General features: G+C 52.8%; 13 protein-coding genes. 6 read left to right on the plus strand and 7 right to left on the minus strand.

What is annotated here, in order from left to right; all coding sequences use genetic code 11:
* Positions 1-23: 23 nt before the first annotated feature.
* Positions 24-932: a bile acid:sodium symporter family protein gene (locus tag AB8516_RS05920; protein ID WP_369158974.1), complete on the minus strand. Its 909-nt coding sequence runs from the start codon at positions 930-932 to the stop codon at positions 24-26.
* 184 nt (positions 933-1,116) lie between these two features.
* Entirely contained in the window at positions 1,117-4,416 is a 3,300-nt protein-coding gene (locus tag AB8516_RS05925) for an EAL domain-containing protein (RefSeq protein ID WP_369158976.1), read from the minus strand.
* A 491-nt stretch (positions 4,417-4,907) separates the two neighbouring features.
* On the opposite strand from AB8516_RS05925, the gene AB8516_RS05930 reads away from it, so the two are divergent.
* Positions 4,908-6,002 carry a hypothetical protein gene (locus AB8516_RS05930; RefSeq protein WP_369158978.1) on the plus strand — a complete coding sequence of 365 codons (1,095 nt, stop codon included), beginning with the start codon at positions 4,908-4,910 and terminating at the stop codon, positions 6,000-6,002.
* A 69-nt stretch (positions 6,003-6,071) separates the two neighbouring features.
* Here the strand turns inward: AB8516_RS05930 and AB8516_RS05935 are convergent, their stop codons facing one another.
* Positions 6,072-6,917 (minus strand): NmrA family transcriptional regulator, encoded by an 846-nt coding sequence (locus tag AB8516_RS05935; protein WP_369158980.1) that lies wholly within the window; start codon positions 6,915-6,917, stop codon positions 6,072-6,074.
* 170 nt (positions 6,918-7,087) lie between these two features.
* Here AB8516_RS05935 and AB8516_RS05940 point away from each other — a divergent pair, with 170 nt between their 5' ends.
* A complete protein-coding gene (locus AB8516_RS05940) occupies positions 7,088-8,074 on the plus strand; it encodes an AraC family transcriptional regulator (RefSeq protein WP_369158982.1) in 987 nt (328 codons plus the stop codon).
* On the opposite strand, the gene AB8516_RS05945 is transcribed toward AB8516_RS05940, so the two are convergent.
* The 3 genes from AB8516_RS05945 to AB8516_RS05955 all read right to left on the minus strand — a co-directional run bounded on the left by AB8516_RS05945 (position 8,071) and on the right by AB8516_RS05955 (position 9,620).
* Positions 8,071-8,790 carry a type 1 glutamine amidotransferase gene (locus tag AB8516_RS05945; protein ID WP_369158984.1) on the minus strand — a complete coding sequence of 240 codons (720 nt, stop codon included), beginning with the start codon at positions 8,788-8,790 and terminating at the stop codon, positions 8,071-8,073. The genes AB8516_RS05940 and AB8516_RS05945 overlap by 4 nt on opposite strands.
* Before the next feature lie 21 nt (positions 8,791-8,811).
* Positions 8,812-9,138, minus strand: coding sequence for a quaternary ammonium compound efflux SMR transporter SugE (gene sugE, locus AB8516_RS05950; protein ID WP_369158986.1), 327 nt, complete (start codon positions 9,136-9,138; stop codon positions 8,812-8,814).
* Between the two features lie 119 nt (positions 9,139-9,257).
* Positions 9,258-9,620, minus strand: coding sequence for an EthD domain-containing protein (locus AB8516_RS05955; RefSeq protein ID WP_369158988.1), 363 nt, complete (start codon positions 9,618-9,620; stop codon positions 9,258-9,260).
* A 126-nt stretch (positions 9,621-9,746) separates the two neighbouring features.
* Here AB8516_RS05955 and tsaA point away from each other — a divergent pair, with 126 nt between their 5' ends.
* From tsaA to AB8516_RS05970, 3 genes are all read left to right on the plus strand, one after another.
* Positions 9,747-10,199 carry a tRNA (N6-threonylcarbamoyladenosine(37)-N6)-methyltransferase TrmO gene (gene tsaA / locus AB8516_RS05960; RefSeq protein ID WP_369158990.1) on the plus strand — a complete coding sequence of 151 codons (453 nt, stop codon included), beginning with the start codon at positions 9,747-9,749 and terminating at the stop codon, positions 10,197-10,199.
* A gap of 348 nt (positions 10,200-10,547) precedes the next feature.
* On the plus strand, positions 10,548-11,672 hold the full coding sequence (locus AB8516_RS05965) for an efflux RND transporter periplasmic adaptor subunit (protein WP_369158992.1): 1,125 nt from the start codon (positions 10,548-10,550) through the stop codon (positions 11,670-11,672).
* Between the two features lie 55 nt (positions 11,673-11,727).
* Complete coding sequence (locus AB8516_RS05970) at positions 11,728-14,901, plus strand: efflux RND transporter permease subunit (protein ID WP_369158995.1); 3,174 nt, start codon at positions 11,728-11,730, stop codon at positions 14,899-14,901.
* A gap of 113 nt (positions 14,902-15,014) precedes the next feature.
* On the opposite strand, the gene AB8516_RS05975 is transcribed toward AB8516_RS05970, so the two are convergent.
* Positions 15,015-15,755, minus strand: a complete 741-nt coding sequence (locus AB8516_RS05975; protein ID WP_369158997.1) for an SDR family oxidoreductase — start codon at positions 15,753-15,755, stop codon at positions 15,015-15,017.
* 108 nt (positions 15,756-15,863) lie between these two features.
* Here AB8516_RS05975 and AB8516_RS05980 point away from each other — a divergent pair, with 108 nt between their 5' ends.
* On the plus strand, positions 15,864-16,475 hold the full coding sequence (locus tag AB8516_RS05980; RefSeq protein ID WP_369158999.1) for a TetR/AcrR family transcriptional regulator: 612 nt from the start codon (positions 15,864-15,866) through the stop codon (positions 16,473-16,475).
* The last annotated feature ends 69 nt before the right edge of the window (positions 16,476-16,544 follow it).

Below are 16,544 nucleotides of genomic sequence, written 5' to 3' on the forward strand. Positions count from 1 at the left end.
TATTTCTGAACATGCCGCATCCATCAGGGATTGCGACGCGACCAATAGCCCGCCAGCATCGAACCGGTAAGATTATGCCAGATGGAAAACAACGCGCCGGGTAAGGCCGCAGCTACAGAGAAATATTTTACTGCAAGCGCCACACCAAGACCTGAATTCTGCATGCCTACCTCGATCGCCAGAGTACGGCACACCCGCTCGTCCCAGCCCAATAATTTCGGTAACCAATACCCACCCACCAGACCGAGCAGGTTGTGCATAATAACCGCCAAAGCAATAGCCATACCCATATTGGCCAGGTTGCTCCGGTTGAGTGCCACAATAATCGCGATAATCACTACGATCGCCAACACCGAGAGCAAGGGAAAGATGTGCTTGAAAGCACCAAGCTTACGACCGAAAAGAGTGTTTACCAGTACACCCAATGTTACCGGTAACAGCACAATCTTGAAGATGGACCAGAGCATGCTGGTTACCGGTACAGGTACTTTCTGTCCCACATAGAGCCAGGTGAGAATCGGCGTGGCAATTATCGCGAGTAGTGTAGAGGCCGTTGTCAGGGTAATGGATAACGCAACATCTCCACGAGCCAGAAAACAGACAACATTGGATGCCGTGCCGCCGGGACAGGCCCCCACCAAAACCAGTCCTGCCATCAGGTAGGGCGGCAATCCCGATAATACAGCTATCAACCAGGCTGCAAAGGGCATCACCATATACTGCATCAAAACACCAAATCCGATAACAACGGGCTTTTTCAATATATCAGTGAAGTTCTTCCAGGTAAGGGTCATACCCATGCCGAACATCACCACGCCAAGCAGTGGCACGATCGCAGGTTTCATATCGACGAAGAGATCGGGCTCACCGTAGGCAACCAGAGAAAACAGCAATGCCCAGACAGGAAACAGTCGTGTGATATAATTAATCATTATCAATCAAAGCTGCCAAGAAGCAGGTATCAGGGAGAGCACCCCCCCTTTTCCACTCTTTTTCATTACTCTGAGTAATTTGTACAATCCTGCTCGATCTGTCTCGTAAATTTCAGTCGATTGCAAGTATACCGGAGTGCTTGAGAGTATTATGGAATATGTTCGGATGTTTGCTGATTCAAGTTTAGCGGACGACTGGAAGCCAACGGCGTGTACCACCACTCAAACGGTCAGGCTCCATTTCAAGGAGTTGCGCGAATTTCACGGTATCAATTGGTGGGCTGATGAGATACCCCTGAAAAAAGTCACAGCCCTGCCGCCTTAGAAACTGATACTGCGCATCGGTTTCAACACCTTCTGCAAGTACAATCAGGCCCAGGTTTTTTGCCATTGCGATGATGGTGGAGGTGATCTCCATATCCTCTCGTTTGTGTGGTATTTCATCGATAAAGGTTTTGTCGATTTTCAGTTCGTCCAATGGCATACGTTGCAGATGAGCAAGAGAGGAATAGCCGGTACCGAAGTCATCTATTGAGAGGTGAAACCCCATCCTGCGCAACTGATTCAATACCTCAAGTGATTCAGTCTCCCGCTCCATAATGGCGCTTTCCGTCACTTCGAACGAAAGCTGCCCAGTTAGATACCCGGTATCCTCTACTATTTGACCGACCTTCTCCACAAAATCTCCCTGACGCAGTTGGTGCACGGAGAGATTGACAGCCAGAGATAAAGGGGGATGCCCTTGCTCCAGCCACTTTTTACCCTGTGTACAGACTTCACGCAGCACCCATTCACCGATACGATTGATCAACCCCGTTTCTTCAGCAACAGGTATAAACAGCTCGGGCGAGATATCACCCAGCTCTGGGTCGCGCCAACGCAATAGCGCTTCGGCGCCTACGATGTTGCCACTCTCAAATTCGATCTGCGGCTGATAGGATATCGTCAGGCTATTCTCTGCAAGGGCGTGCCTCAGGTTGTTGTGGATCTCTATGCGCTGGCGAGCAGCCCGGGTCAACTCTTCAGAGAAATAACAGAAACGACCACGACCCTCCTTTTTCGCCTGATAGAGTGCGGAATCCGCATGCTGCAGAAGCGTTTCCGCAGTGACACCATGCTCGGGAAACAGACTGATACCGATACTGGTGCCAATCTGCAGCTCGAGTCCCTCCTGAAGTTGGCAGGGTTCACTCAAAGTCTGGATGATATCGGTGGCGAGTATGGCAGCATCCTCAAGATGATCGATCCCCTGCATCAATACCGCAAACTCGTCTCCACCGAGGCGCGTCACCAGATCACTTTCGCGCAAGCGGTGGTTGAGTCGACCCGCGACCAGTTGCAGCAATTCGTCACCAATCAGATGCCCATAACTGTCGTTAATATCCTTGAAACGCTCAAGGTCCATGACCAGGAGCGCCACCCGCTCCTGTTTGCGGTGGGCTGCCTTCAGGCCATATTCCAATTGGGACATGAGAAGGCGTCGGTTGGCCAGACGGGTCAACGGATCGTGATGGGCCAGATACTCCAGTTCGGCCTCAGTCTGCTTTAGTTGACTGATATCGGAAAAAACCCCCACGTAATATTTCAACTTGTCCTGATCGTCGTAGACACTGCTGATACTCAGTAACTCGGGAAAGATTTCTCCATTCTTTCGCCGATTCCAGATCTCACCCTGCCAATGGCCGTTGGATTGCAGTTCGCCCCACAGTTTTTTATAAAATTTCAGTTCGTGTTTACCCGATTTCAGAATATTTGGGCGCATTCCGAGGGTTTCCGATTCTGTGTAACCGGTTAATTTTGTAAATGCCTGATTCACCATACGGATGAATCCATCCCCATCGGTTACCATCACCCCTTCATGAGTATTCTCAAACAGTGTTGCGTAGAGGCGCAGGCGGGTCAGCTGTTTGTGGCGCTCGGTAATATCTTCGATTACCGCAATATAGTGAGTAACCTCCTGCTGGTTATCGATGACCGGTGTCAAAGTATAAGCGGCCTGATAATCGGTACCATCTATTCGGGTGTTGGAAATCTCACCGCGCCAGGTCCTGTTTGAGTTCAACGCTTGCCAAAATTCACTCAGAACCATTCTGTCCTGTAAATCAGGATCCACAATATCATCAATCGTGAGACCATTGATTTCACCATGCTGATAACCCGTCAGCTTATAAAATGCCGGATTTGCCCATAATATCGATGCATTGATGTCTATGATCGCTATAGCGTTGGGCGTCGCTTCCAACGCCTCCCTCAAGAGTAACAGTTTTTCTTCTTGCCGATTTACATTTGTCAGATCCCTCGCAACATCGAGGGAATAATCCGATTCCTCATGCCTTAGGTATTTCGAGTTCACTTCCACCGGCACGAGTCCACCATCCATTTTGCGATAGAAGGTGGTTGTGGTCAGGCTGCCCTGTATCTTCAGGTTTGCCTGTAATCGCCTCCAGCTGCTCTCATTCTCAATAGTATTACTGACCTCCCATGCCATCTTGTTACAGAGTTCATCCCGACTGTACTTCAGCATGTTGCAGGCTTTATCATTGACCTCGATGATACGCCCCGATTCGGACTCGATGATATAGATGGCATCGTCGATCTGTTCCATAAGATTCAACAGAAAGGCCTTTTGCTGGGCTTCACGCAAGTTACTCAGTGTTGTCTGCAGATCACGGCTGGTGCGGGCAAGGGTTTCGTGCAGATACTCCACATATCGTCCCTGCAGGGCCTTGACGATATCGTGACGCGTTATAAGGCCGCATAACTGACCATCTGTACGGACAACTGTGAGACGACGGATATGCCTGCCTTCCATCATTCGTGCGGCTTCCTGCATGGGTATGCTGGCATGGCAGGAAACCACCGGAGCTTGCATCACCTGGCCTACAGTTACCTCATCATTTTGATCCAGTGTCTGGGCCAAATGGACGATGTCACGCTCAGTCAATATGCCTTCCGGTTTTCCCTCTTCGCAGACTACCACGCAGCTGATATGGCGTTCAGCCATCAGGCGTACAGCCTTTACCAGTGTCTCAGTCGGATTCAGTGTCACAACATGACGTGTCATGGCGGATTCGACAGTTTTCAGTTCGACCAGATACTCCATCCCCATGTGGTGGAGAAAATCGGCTTCACTGACCAGCCCGACCAGACAGCCTTGAGAATCGACAACCAGCAGGTGCCGAAAGTGCTTTTCGGTCATGATGCGGTATGCATCATGGAAGTCAGTGTTCTCTTCGGCCGTAAGGGGGGTAAGACTCATCACATCGCCCATCGAGATATCATTGATGGACAGATTCTCTGCCATGAGTCTGATTGCATCCTGCTCCGTGAAGATACCGACGGGACGTCGATCCTTATCAATCGCCACAATACAACTGATCTGTTTTTCTTCCATTCGCAACAGGACTTCGCCAATGGGGGAATCGGCAGAGACAGTCTCGACCTCGGTGGTCTGAATTTGTTTCAGATTAAGGGCTGACATCATTTGTGGCAATTTACCCCAAGGCAGCGAGATCATTATGAATATTCCATTTCAAAAGATGCACCAAAACCCCTCAGCTTATTAAAGCGTAAGTAGCGGCTACACAAACAAATATTTGAACCATATCCAGACGAAATTCAATTGAATAACCCGGCGTTTCTGCTCTACCCAGAGACATGTATCTCTTCCCATATTGGATATCAGATGTAAAGTGTCCCCGTTGCAGGGTTCATTGTATGACAGGAGAGCAGAAATCAGCCACACCACCTTGGAACAGGATTTTAAATCTGGCAACTATAGGCAAAGTTGGTGATTATTTATATCAGCAGTCGAACAGCAAGCCTGACTGGTTGCATGACAAGTGCGTCTTATCCCCGCACCTGGTGCGTCTATACTACAACATAGAGCAGGAACCAAGTACAGGCAGATGTTCAAAGTACGATTTTGCACACCCTTCAATAAGCCAAATGCTTTATCGATCCACTGCTACAGGGTTGTGCCTCATTTTACTTATCGGCTGCGGTGGCGGTGGTGGTGGCAACGCCAGTAGTGGTGACGGCAACAGCGATAATGACACGACACCAGACATCAACAATCAGCCGACAAGCTTCAACTATCCTCCGGTAGGCCTGTCCAAGGTCGAGTTCATATTGCCCCTCGGCGGGATGATCGGCAATCATGTTACCCCGATCGATCACCAATACTATGTGGCGCCCGATTTCGGCGCTGCGGAAACCATACAGATCGATGTCTATTCACCTGCTGATGGCACCGTAAGCAGTCTGCAGCACATGGGAAACTTCAATAACGATGACTATCGATTGGTTGTCGATCATAGTGACACTGTGCAATCGATCTATATTCACGTCGATAATCTGTCGGAAAAATTGGCGGCTCATGCACCGATGAACGGCCAGTATGTCAATACCGACATCGCCGTATCAGCGGGTGAAATCCTGGGCAACTATGCTGGCTCGGTGGATTACAACCTGGTTGACTACGATATAACCCTTGCAGGATTCATCAATCCCGACAGTTACACAGCAGAGCCTTGGAAAATCCATACCCCTGATCCATTTGGTTATTTCAACGACACCATACGCCAGACCCTGGTTGCAAAATCCCTGCGCACCGCTGAACCGATTGGCGGGAAAATCGATCACGACATCGACGGCCACCTGGTCGGCAACTGGTTCCTTGAAAACACCAACGGTTATGCCGGTCTGGATTCCGGCAATTATTGGCTGGGACATCTATCATTTGCCTACGACTACATAGTCCCCAACCACATCATCGCCTCATTCGGAGATTATGCAGGGGAACAGAGGCAGTTCGGCGTGCTTGGCAACAGCCCGGACCCCGCTGAGGTCACCGTCTCAAATGGTCTGGTCATGTACGACCTGGTCAGCTATGAATACTACGAAGGCGATCTACCCTGGGACCGACTGAGTTTCACACCCGGCCTAACCATGGACAACTATGCGTTCATCGATGCCGTGGTACTCGTACAACTTATCGAAGCGAGACGGCTGAAGGTCGAGATTTTTTTATGGGCAAACCTCCTCCGATGTTACCGGTTTTACCGATGACGCAAAAAACTATGTCAGGTAGTTCCAGGATAACAGGCAGGCTCTGTCGCAGTATATGTAGGGTGATCTTTACGCCATCTCCTTCACCCTATCGACAGACCAGACCTCCGCATCGATTGTCATCTCAATATAACGCTTAAAGTCCGTTGCCGGACGTCCCAATGCCTCTTCAACCCCGGAGACCGTATTGCTGTTTCTGCCATCCAGGACAACCGTGAATAGTTCCCGCAACAGCCACTGCGTCTCCTCCGGAACACCCTGTTGTTCCAAACCCTCGATATAGTCATCCACTGGTATGCGGGTGTATTTCACCTGATGTCCCAGGGCATCGGAGAGTTCAGCCATGCATTGGGCAAAGGTCATCGCGCGGGGCCCGGAGACTTCAAAGACCCGGTTACGAAGCTTGGGCTCGGTCAATACCGCAACCGTAACGTCTGCAATGTCATCCGCGTCGACAAAGGGCTCAAGCGTATCGCCCGCAGGCAATAACAGATTACCAGTCAATATTCCGTCCAGCATAAAGCTCTCACTGAAATTCTGGAAAAACCAGCTGGATCTGACAATGTTCCATGGGAGGCCGCTTGACATGAGGATCTCTTCAGCCCGTTGCGCGCCGGCTTCTCCCCGCCCTGAGAGCAGCACGATATGTTCCAGACCGGTTTCGCGCGCGACCTCCACAAAGGCGCTGATGTCCGCCTCTGATTGTTGCACCGCAAGGTCGGGTTGATAGGCCACATAGGCGGCACAAGTCCCAGCCATGGCGGACCGCCACGTTTCAGGTCTCTTCCAGTCGAATGGCGGGTTTGTGGACCTGGATACACCCCGGGTGGCAAATCCCCGGGTCAGCAGTCGCTCATCGACCCGGCGGCCGACCTTACCATTTTGACCGATGATGAGAATAGGTGAAGGGATCATGTTATCAGTCTCCTGTGTCGAAAAAAGATTGGGTCAGTGCAAGCAAACAACTTACATGGATTTAGGCTAGGTAAGGAAATACAGACTCACAATCACACTTTGTCTATATTTATATGCAGATTGTCCATTTCTTTGGACAAAAAATCAGCGCCTATGGCAGACTGGCAATCATGAATCAACGAACCAATACAAGGATACCGGACCTCACCGATCCCCTCGGCGAGGCCCTGCATCTGCTTAGACTGAACGGCACCTTCTACTGCCGCTCCGAGCTGACGGCACCCTGGGGCATAGAGCTGCCCCCATTTGAAGGCCGTATGATGTTTCATGTGGTTACCGCAGGCGAATGCCGGCTGGAGGTTGAAGGCGAAGCACCCCATCAGCTTCGGCAAGGCAGTCTTGCGCTGGTCCCCCACGGTAATGGCCATGTCATCCGCAGTCAGCCTAGCGACAAGACGATGCCCCTTTTCGATATACCCGTTGAACGGGTCAGCGATCGCTACGAGATTATGCGTCACGGTGGCGATGGCGAACTGACCCACCTCACTTGTGGTGTGGTACGTTTCGACCATGTCGCCGGTCAACAGCTCATCGAACACCTACCGAAGGTTTTGATGATCGATAGCTGGGCCGACGAAGAGGAGAGCTGGCTTCACAGCACCCTGCGCTTCATCGCCCAGGAAGCCCGAGCGTTGCGACCGGGAGGAGAGACCGTCATCACTCACCTGGCCGATATCCTGATCATTCAGGTAATCCGATCCTGGCTGGACGCTTCGCCCGAAGCCAACCGTGGTTGGCTTGCCGCCTTGCGCGATAAACAGGTGGGAAAGGCACTCGCCGCGATCCATCGAGAACCCGACCGACACTGGACCGTCGCCTCGCTGGCCAAAGAGGTCGGCATGTCACGTTCGGGATTTTCCGCAAGATTCACCGACCTGGTGGGAGACTCGGCGATGCGCTATCTCACCCAGTGGCGCATGCAAATGGCCAGAGCGCAACTGCTGGAAAATACAGAACCGCTTTCGCTACTCGCCAAAAGGCTCGGCTATCAATCGGAAGCAGCCTTCTGCCGGGCATTCAAACGGGTATTTGGTGTATCACCGGGGAGTGTGCGCAACAGTGCGGACGTCGCGAATGAACCGGTCATGAATAGTTAGTCAAATTCGACTTGCCTCCCTGGGCGATCATTCCTGGTAATATACTCAAGCACATCCTCCATTAAGCTATTTATCGATCCGTATTGCGCTTGTGGCACGGACAGTATCTCCGTTGCCGTTTGAATATACTCACCTTCAACCAATTCATCACGGCAATTCTCAACAATTGCCTGAGCTGAAGCTGGGGTTGTTTCCAGATGAAACTGGAGTCCGATAACATGCTTTCCTATCTGGTACGCCTGATTTTTACAGGCCGCGCTTTCTGCGATTCGGGTCGCCCCCATGGGCAAATTGAATGTTTCTCCATGCCAGTGAAAAACATCTGTTTCTTCCGGAAAAAGAAATACTGACTGGCTGTTTGAATCTGCCGCACGGATTGGAATCCAGCCTATTTCCTTCACTGAATTTGAAAACACTTCTGCACCCAATGAACACGCGATCAGTTGCGCCCCCAGGCAAATACCCAATACAGGCTTACCGGACTCAATAACTTTTTTTATGAACTCCTTTTCTTCGACCAACCAGGGAAAGTTCTGATCATCATTGACACTCATCGGCCCACCCATAATCACGAGCAAGTCAATACTCTCAATCCCGGGTAATTCTTCTGATTCATATAACCTGGTACTGGTAATCTCATAGCCGGAGTGTTTTAACCAGTTTTCGATACTGCCTAGATCTTCAAATGGCACATGTTGTAAATAGTGGGCACGCATTAATGTTCCTTGCTTATATGGTTATACCTTGTATGGCGAGATCAATTTGAGCCCCACTATGCCCGATACGATGAGAAGCAATGAGACTATTCTCAGCATGTCTCTCGACTCGCCAAACATAACCATACCCAATACCGCCACGCCAACCGCACCAATTCCCGTCCAGACTGCATAGGCCGTACCCACTGGAATTGTTTTCATGGCTACCGACAGTAACCAAAAACTTATCGCCATTGCTGAGATTGTAAACAGTGAGGGGACAGGTTTTGTAAATCCTTCTGTATACTTGAGACCTATTGCCCATCCGCATTCAAACAATCCAGCTACAACCAGATATATCCACGCCATATTATCATCCCCATTACTATTTGTTTATACTCATAATGCCTTTTCGAAAAAAGAAACAAATCAATCAGAACCTGTTTTGACCGTTAAATCGTTATGTAGATTATTTTGTTCCTAAAAAATCAAAACTCATACTCCTCAACAATGAATGCTGTAGAGTTTGAATGATCGATGAAATTTCTCTCATCATCCAGCAATGCAGCTCCTAATTTTTGCCCTTCGGGTGAACTCATTCCTTCGATGAGCGCCTTTTCTGATTCAAACCACACTTCAGCAATGCCGTCATATTCAGGCATCATCCCTCTTGATGTTCTTAGAACTTCATTCAATGGTGTATCCAATGTGTGCGATTGCACATATTTTTTTGCGCCCATTGCATCAGTATTACTCATAAAGAATGGCCCATGCTTATTCATCCAATAATCCTTGAAATCTTCTCGCGTCATATCGGGATGCCGTGTTAAACACATAACAAATTTAATCATCTTTCTTCACTCCTCGGATAGGGTTCAGTGTGTTGCCCGGGCCTCGTTTTACTGTTAAAAATATGCGATGCGTTTTTTGATTCTGCACCACACTTATTAAGTGCCATCCATTTACTGTTCTGATCAATGACACACTTACGACTTCTGATCTTTATTCTGTCCATTTTCTCGATCTGTCCGGCAGGAAAAAACGCCTTCGCTGATACCTTGGACCATGTCCTCCCCCCTACCTATGAAGTATGGCCTATCGGTTGGGTCCGCAAGGTTGGAGGCACAACGGCGATCGAAGTGGATGAGGCTTACATACCGGCACTGCTGGGTCTTGACCAGTTCGACGCCATCTGGGTGCTCTACTGGTTCGATCGCAACGACACGCCCAGGCAGCGCAAGATTCTGCAGGTACATCCCAGAGGCGACCCGGACAACCCGTTGCGTGGCGTGTTCGCCACCCGGGCACCGGTCAGGCCTAACCTGATTGCTTTGAGCCGATGCCGCATCCTATCAATCCAGGGTAACCGGATCGAGATCGATGGTATCGACGCCTTTCCGGATACCCCGGTGCTCGACATCAAGCCATAATCGTAGAATATTCCGGACAAAACCAACAAATGTCATTGCGCGATCAAAGGGAAATCTGGTCTATTGCGGGGTGATGCTGTAAGGTATTGTCTGGCATAGTGACTTTCGTCATTGTAAATAGCCTGGATTGTTATTTTTTGATCCGCACCTATGCCATACCCTTATGCATTACTTTCACTAATCACATCTGAATAGTGTGATTATTGAATTATTTCATACTGGGTGGAACTTGACTCTGAAATCAAAGTCATCTCTCATGTCGCCGGTCAAATCCCGGGCAGACTTTAAGAGATTTATACTCACATTTATGTATTGGGCACCCAGTGAATCGCGCATGGATGTAACCTTATGTTAAAGAAACTGGTTTTCACGTTGATAGGTCTGGCTATCCTGATAGGCGTACCGACCCTTATCAAGTTGAAACAATTCGAAACCATGGGTGCGGCACAGATGGAGATGCCCCCCGAGACAGTAACCTCAGATCAGGTCCGCAGCCAGCGTTGGCCTAACACAGTGAGCGCAACCGGTTCGCTGGTCGCTGTTCAGGGGGTAATCGTCAGCGCCGAACTGGGCGGCAAGATCGAAGAGATTGCCTTTGAATCAGGTGATCGAGTCAAGCAGGACGATCTACTGGTTCGTATCGACGTCTCCGCTGAGCAGGCGCAGCTCCGCTCAGCTGAGGCCGCGGCCAAACTGGCGCGTATCAACCTGGATCGCAACCGGGATCTGCGCGCCAACAAGACCGTCTCTCAGGCCGATCTCGACACCGCCGAGGCCAACTTCAAGCAGGCCACCGCCCAGGTGGACAATGTGCGCGCCACCATTGCCAAAAAGACGCTGCGCGCCCCCTTTGCCGGTCAGCTGGGACTGCGCCAGGTCAATCTGGGACAGATTGTCGAGCAGGGCACGCCTGTTGTGACCTTGCAGACCATCGATCCGATCTATGTTGACTTCTCATTGCCTCAGCAGCAATTCTCCATCCTGGAACCCGGCACCGAGGTGCAGGTGACAACCGATGCGGCCCCCGAAAAGGCCTTCAGCGGCAGGATCATCGCCGTGAATCCCGAGATCGATCAGATGACACGCAGCGTGCGCGTCAGGGCAACCCTGTCCAATCAGAGCGAACTGCTGCGTCCCGGCATGTTTGCCAATGTGGAGGTGATGCTGTCGGATGATGAGGAAGTGCTCGCCATCCCCGCCACCGCGGTGCTCTATGCGCCCTACGGCGATACCGTATTTGTTATCGACCAGGTCGAGGATGAAAAGAGCGGTGAAAAACAGCTCGTGCTGCGTCAGCAGGTGATCCGCCTTGGCGCCACCCGGGGCGATTTCGTTGCCGTGGTGACGGGGCTCGAGGAGGAGGAAAAGGTGGTCACCAGCGGTGTCTTCAAACTGCGGCCGAAGATGGCGGTAATCGTCGACAACACCCTGGCACCCGAAGCGGAGATGGAGCCCACCCCCGAGAATGAGTAAATCCATCCAACGCTATGACGATGCGCTGTAAGAACTTTGAGCAAGGGACTTTGATATGGCAAGGATGAAAGCCTTTACCGATCTGTTCATCCAGCGGCCGGTGGTTGCGATCGTGCTCAATCTGTTGATTGTCATAGCCGGTTTTCAGGCCTGGAACAGTCTCAACATCCGGCAATATCCGCGTAGCGACAACGCCACTGTCAATATCTCCACCGTCTATGTGGGCGCCAGCGCGGAGCTGGTGCGCGGTTTCATTACCACGCCGCTGGAGCAGGCCATCGCTTCGGCCGACGGTATCGACTATATCGAATCGAAGAGCCTTCAGGGCTTCTCCATGATCAACGCCCGCCTGAAGCTCAACTACGAGCCTACCAAGGCCCTGGCGGAGATTACCGCCAAGGTGAACCAGGTGCGCAACGAGCTGCCTGCCGAGGCCCAGGTGCCGGCGATCTCAGTGCAGTCGGCCGATTCGGAATTCGCCGCAGCCTATATCAGCTTCGCTTCCGATATCCTTTCCCAGGCCGAGATCACCGACTACCTGATCCGTGTCATACAGCCGCGCCTGGCCGCCGTTGCGGGAGTTCAGCGGGCCGAGATATTCGGCGCCCGCACCTTCGCCATGCGCATCTGGCTGAAGCCGGACAAGATGGCCGCCTACCACGTCAGTCCGGCACAGGTGCGCCAGGCACTGGCCGCCAACAACTTTCTCGCCGCCGTCGGCAGCACAAAGGGTTCTCTTGTCCAGGTCACCCTGACGGCCAATACGGATCTTCACACGGTGGAGGAGTTCGAGCGCCTGGTGATCCGGCAGCAGGACGACGCTATCGTGCGCCTGAAGGATATCGCCGAGGTTACCCTCGGTGCCGAGGATTACGACACTACGGTCAGCTACCTGGGCCAGACAGCTGTCTTCATGGGCATCTTTCCCCTGCCCACCGCCAACACCATCGATGTCATCAAACGGGTGCGCACGGAGATCGATGCCATATCCCGCGACCTGCCGACCGGCCTCGAGGTGGAGCTCGGCTACGACGCCTCTGAATATATCGCCAATGCCATCACCGAGGTCACCAAGACCCTGGGCGACACCCTGATGATCGTCATCGTCGTCATCTTCCTCTTCATGGGCTCGATGCGTTCCGCCCTGGTGCCGATGTTCGCGATACCGGTTTCGCTGATCGGCAGCATCTTTCTGATGCAGATTTTCGGCTTCTCCCTCAACCTGCTCACCCTGCTGGCCATCGTACTCTCCGTCGGCCTGGTGGTGGACGACGCCATTGTCATGGTGGAAAACATCGAGCGCCATCTAAGGGAGGGTCGCAGCAAACGGGAGGCTGCCCTGCTCGGCGCACGCGAGCTGGTGGGACCGGTCATCGCCATGACCATCACCCTGGCGGCGGTCTATATACCTATCGCCATGCAGGGGGGGCTCACCGGCGCCCTGTTTCGCGAGTTCGCCCTTACCCTGGCCGGCACCGTCACCATCTCCGGCTTTGTCGCACTGACCCTTTCGCCGATGATGTCCTCCCACATGCTGCGCAGTGCCGCGGACGAGGAGAAGGGCTTTACCGGCTGGGTCAATCACCACTTCGATCGCATGCGACTGGCCTACGGCCGCCTGATCGATAACACCCTGGACGCTCGCCCCTTCGTCTATGTGATATGGCTCGCTGTCGCCGCGGCGGCCTTTCCCCTCTACAACATGTCGCCCAAGGAGCTGGCGCCCGGCGAGGATCAGAGTGTTATCTTCGGCGTGATCAACGCATCGGCCAACGCCACAGCCAATCAGAAGGAGTATTACGGCAAGGCCGTCGAGCAGGCTTTCCTGAGTACGGAGGAGGTGGATCTCACCTTTCAGATTCTGCTCGCCCCCTCCGTCGGCGCCCTCTACGATACCGACGGCTTCTCCGGCATGGTGGTCAAGCCATGGCACAATCCACGTGAGCGCACTGTCTTTGAGATCATACCCGAGATTCAGGCCAAGCTGTCGCAGATCCCGGGCTTCCAGATCTTCGCCACCACGCCACCCGCCCTACCTGGCGGCAGCAACTTCCCCGTCGAGTTCATCATCGCCTCCACCGGGGACGCCAAGCGGTTGCTCGACTTCGCCCAACAGATACAGGGCAAGGCTGCGGAAAGCGGCATGTTCCACTTTCCACCCCTGATCGACCTCAAATACGATCAGCCCCAGGCTCAGGTGGTATTGGACCGGGATAAGATCGGCGCCCTCGGGCTCGATCTGAATCAGGTCGGCAACGACATGGCTGCCGCCCTGGGTGGCGACTACGTCAACCGTTTCAATATCGCGGGGCGCAGTTATAAGGTGATTCCGCAGATCGAGCGCGCCCAGCGGCTCAATCCGGAGCAGCTTACCGAGATCTATATCAACGGCCCGCAAGGCGAACTGATCCCGCTGAGCAGCGTGGCACGCATCGAAAACAGCACGGTGCCCCGCTCCCTCAACCGCTTCCAGCAGCTCAACTCGGTAAAGCTCTCGGGCATGACCAATCGTACTCTCGACGAAGCCCTCACCGTGCTGGAAGATGCGGCGCGGGAGATCCTGCCACCCGGCTACACCATCGACTACACCGGTGAGTCGCGCCAGCTGCGCCATGAGGGCAACAAGTTCCTGCCCGCCTTTTCCCTGGCCATCGTGATGATCTTCATGGCGCTGGCGGTGCAGTTCAACTCATTCCGCGACCCGCTGATCATCCTCCTGGGATCAGTGCCGCTGGCGATGTTCGGTGCCCTGATCTTCACCTTCCTGAAGATGCCCAATCCCAACATGCCCTTCTGGACCAGCGGCTGGACCACCACCCTCAACATCTATGCCCAGGTGGGACTGGTGACCCTGGTCGGCCTGATCGCGAAAAACGGCATCCTCATCGTCGAGTTCGCCAACAAACTGCAGGAACAGGGATTATCAAAGATCGACGCCGTGCGCGAGGCGGCCATGACCCGTCTGCGCCCGGTATTGATGACGACCGTGGCGACGGTCGCCGGTCACTTTCCCCTGATCCTGGTAACCGGCGCCGGCGCCGCAGCACGCAACTCCATCGGCCTGGTACTGGTCGGCGGCATGGCCATCGGTACGCTATTCACCCTCTTCGTGCTGCCGTCGATCTATGTCCTGTTGGCAAAGGAGCACACTCACGAGGAACCTGAAGAGGCTGCCGGCATCGCGGTGTCCGCCAATGCCGAGCCGGCGTTGAACAGTGATCGAGCCTGATACGCAACCTCCCTTTGTTAGGGCCTGTTACCACTCATCCAATCGGCCCAAACTGAATTTGAAAGCGTCAAGCTCACCACGCAGGCATGCCCGGTTGTTCTTAAAATATCGCTTCAACCCTCCATTAGATCCGCTTCTACTATATTGCTGGCAAAGTCATGATAGACGGCACCGACCTGCTTGGCCATGGAATCCGGAAACGCATGAAATTCATCTAATTCCAGGGCATTGATGATCGCCTGGGGAACGAGCTCCGCCGGCTCTGCGATTTCACCCAGCCCGGCATGCGCGGCCATTTCCGTCGCTATCGGACCCGGGTGTACGCTGACCACCTGAGTACCCTGCTCCTTGAGAACGTCGCGCAGGCCCTGGGTCATGGAGTAGGATGCCGCCTTTGACGCCGAGTAGGTGGCGAAATCCGCAAAGTTCTTCATGGAAGCGACGGAGTTGAGCTGTACCAGCGCACCACCGCCGTTTACCTTCAAAATGGGTGCGAAGGCCTGTGCCATCCGCATCAATCCATATACATTCACTTCCATCTCGTCCTGCAGCGCAGCAACCGCGTTGCTGGCCATGGGATTTGCAATATTCAACATGCCCGCATTGTTGATTACTATCTCCACATCGCCGGCCAGGCTCGCGGCGGTGGTGATACTACCCGGATCGTTGAGGTCGATGCGCAATGCAACGACGCGTTCACCATAGGCATCGGTCAAGGGTTTGAGAGACTCGGGATTACGCGCCGCGGCGTATATCTTGCTCGCACCGGCAAGTAAAAACTCCTCCACTATGCTCTTGCCTATACCGCGGTTGGCGCCTGTTACCAGAACAATTCGACCTTTCACTGATTGCATGGGATAGCTCCTTTGGTTGATCAATATTGTGTACCGTTCGGTACATATTTGAATTATTATACCGATCGGTACATAATGTCAACATGAAACATGGTGAAGAGGCGAACGATGAGTGCAGGCAGGAAACGAACGTTTGATAAGTCGGATGCATTGGACAAAGCGATGCGTGTTTTCTGGGAACATGGCTATGCCGGCACATCCGTGAGTGATCTGACTGAGGTGCTGGGGATCAACAAACCCAGCCTCTATTCAGCCTTTGGCAACAAAGAGCAGCTGTTCGCGACAGCGCTGGAACACTACATGTCGCACTATGGTGCACCGCTCCTGGAACGACTCACACAACCCACAGACATACCCTTCGCAGACCGGGTTCGAGCCTATATGCTTGGCATTATCGACTTGATCAACAGCGATGATTCACCCAAAGGGTGTCTGTTTGTGAAAAGCTGTTGCGAGGCCGGTAGCTCCGCAATGCCTGATGACGTTTCCCTGTCATTGCAGGAAATGAGACAGGTTAACGCCCAGTTGCTGACTAAGGCAGTGCAAGCCGAGCAGAAAAGAGGCCTTCTGCTTCAAGCAGCCAAGCCAAGGGATATCGCTGAATATCTGCTGTCCGTGTTGTATGGCCTCTCTGTACTGGCAAGACAGGGTAAATCCCGCAAAGAACTTGTCAGGATCGTCAATGTAGCTATTACTGCACTGCCGATGTCTCAAGCGTGACTGTTGAATTTCGCCTCATTGGTATCCATGGGATAGCAATCACATACCACCCAGAGTATGTACTGGTAA

It is taken from the genome of Candidatus Thiodiazotropha sp. LNASS1 (assembly GCF_964212655.1).
Classification (GTDB): Bacteria; Pseudomonadota; Gammaproteobacteria; order Chromatiales; family Chromatiaceae; genus Thiodiazotropha.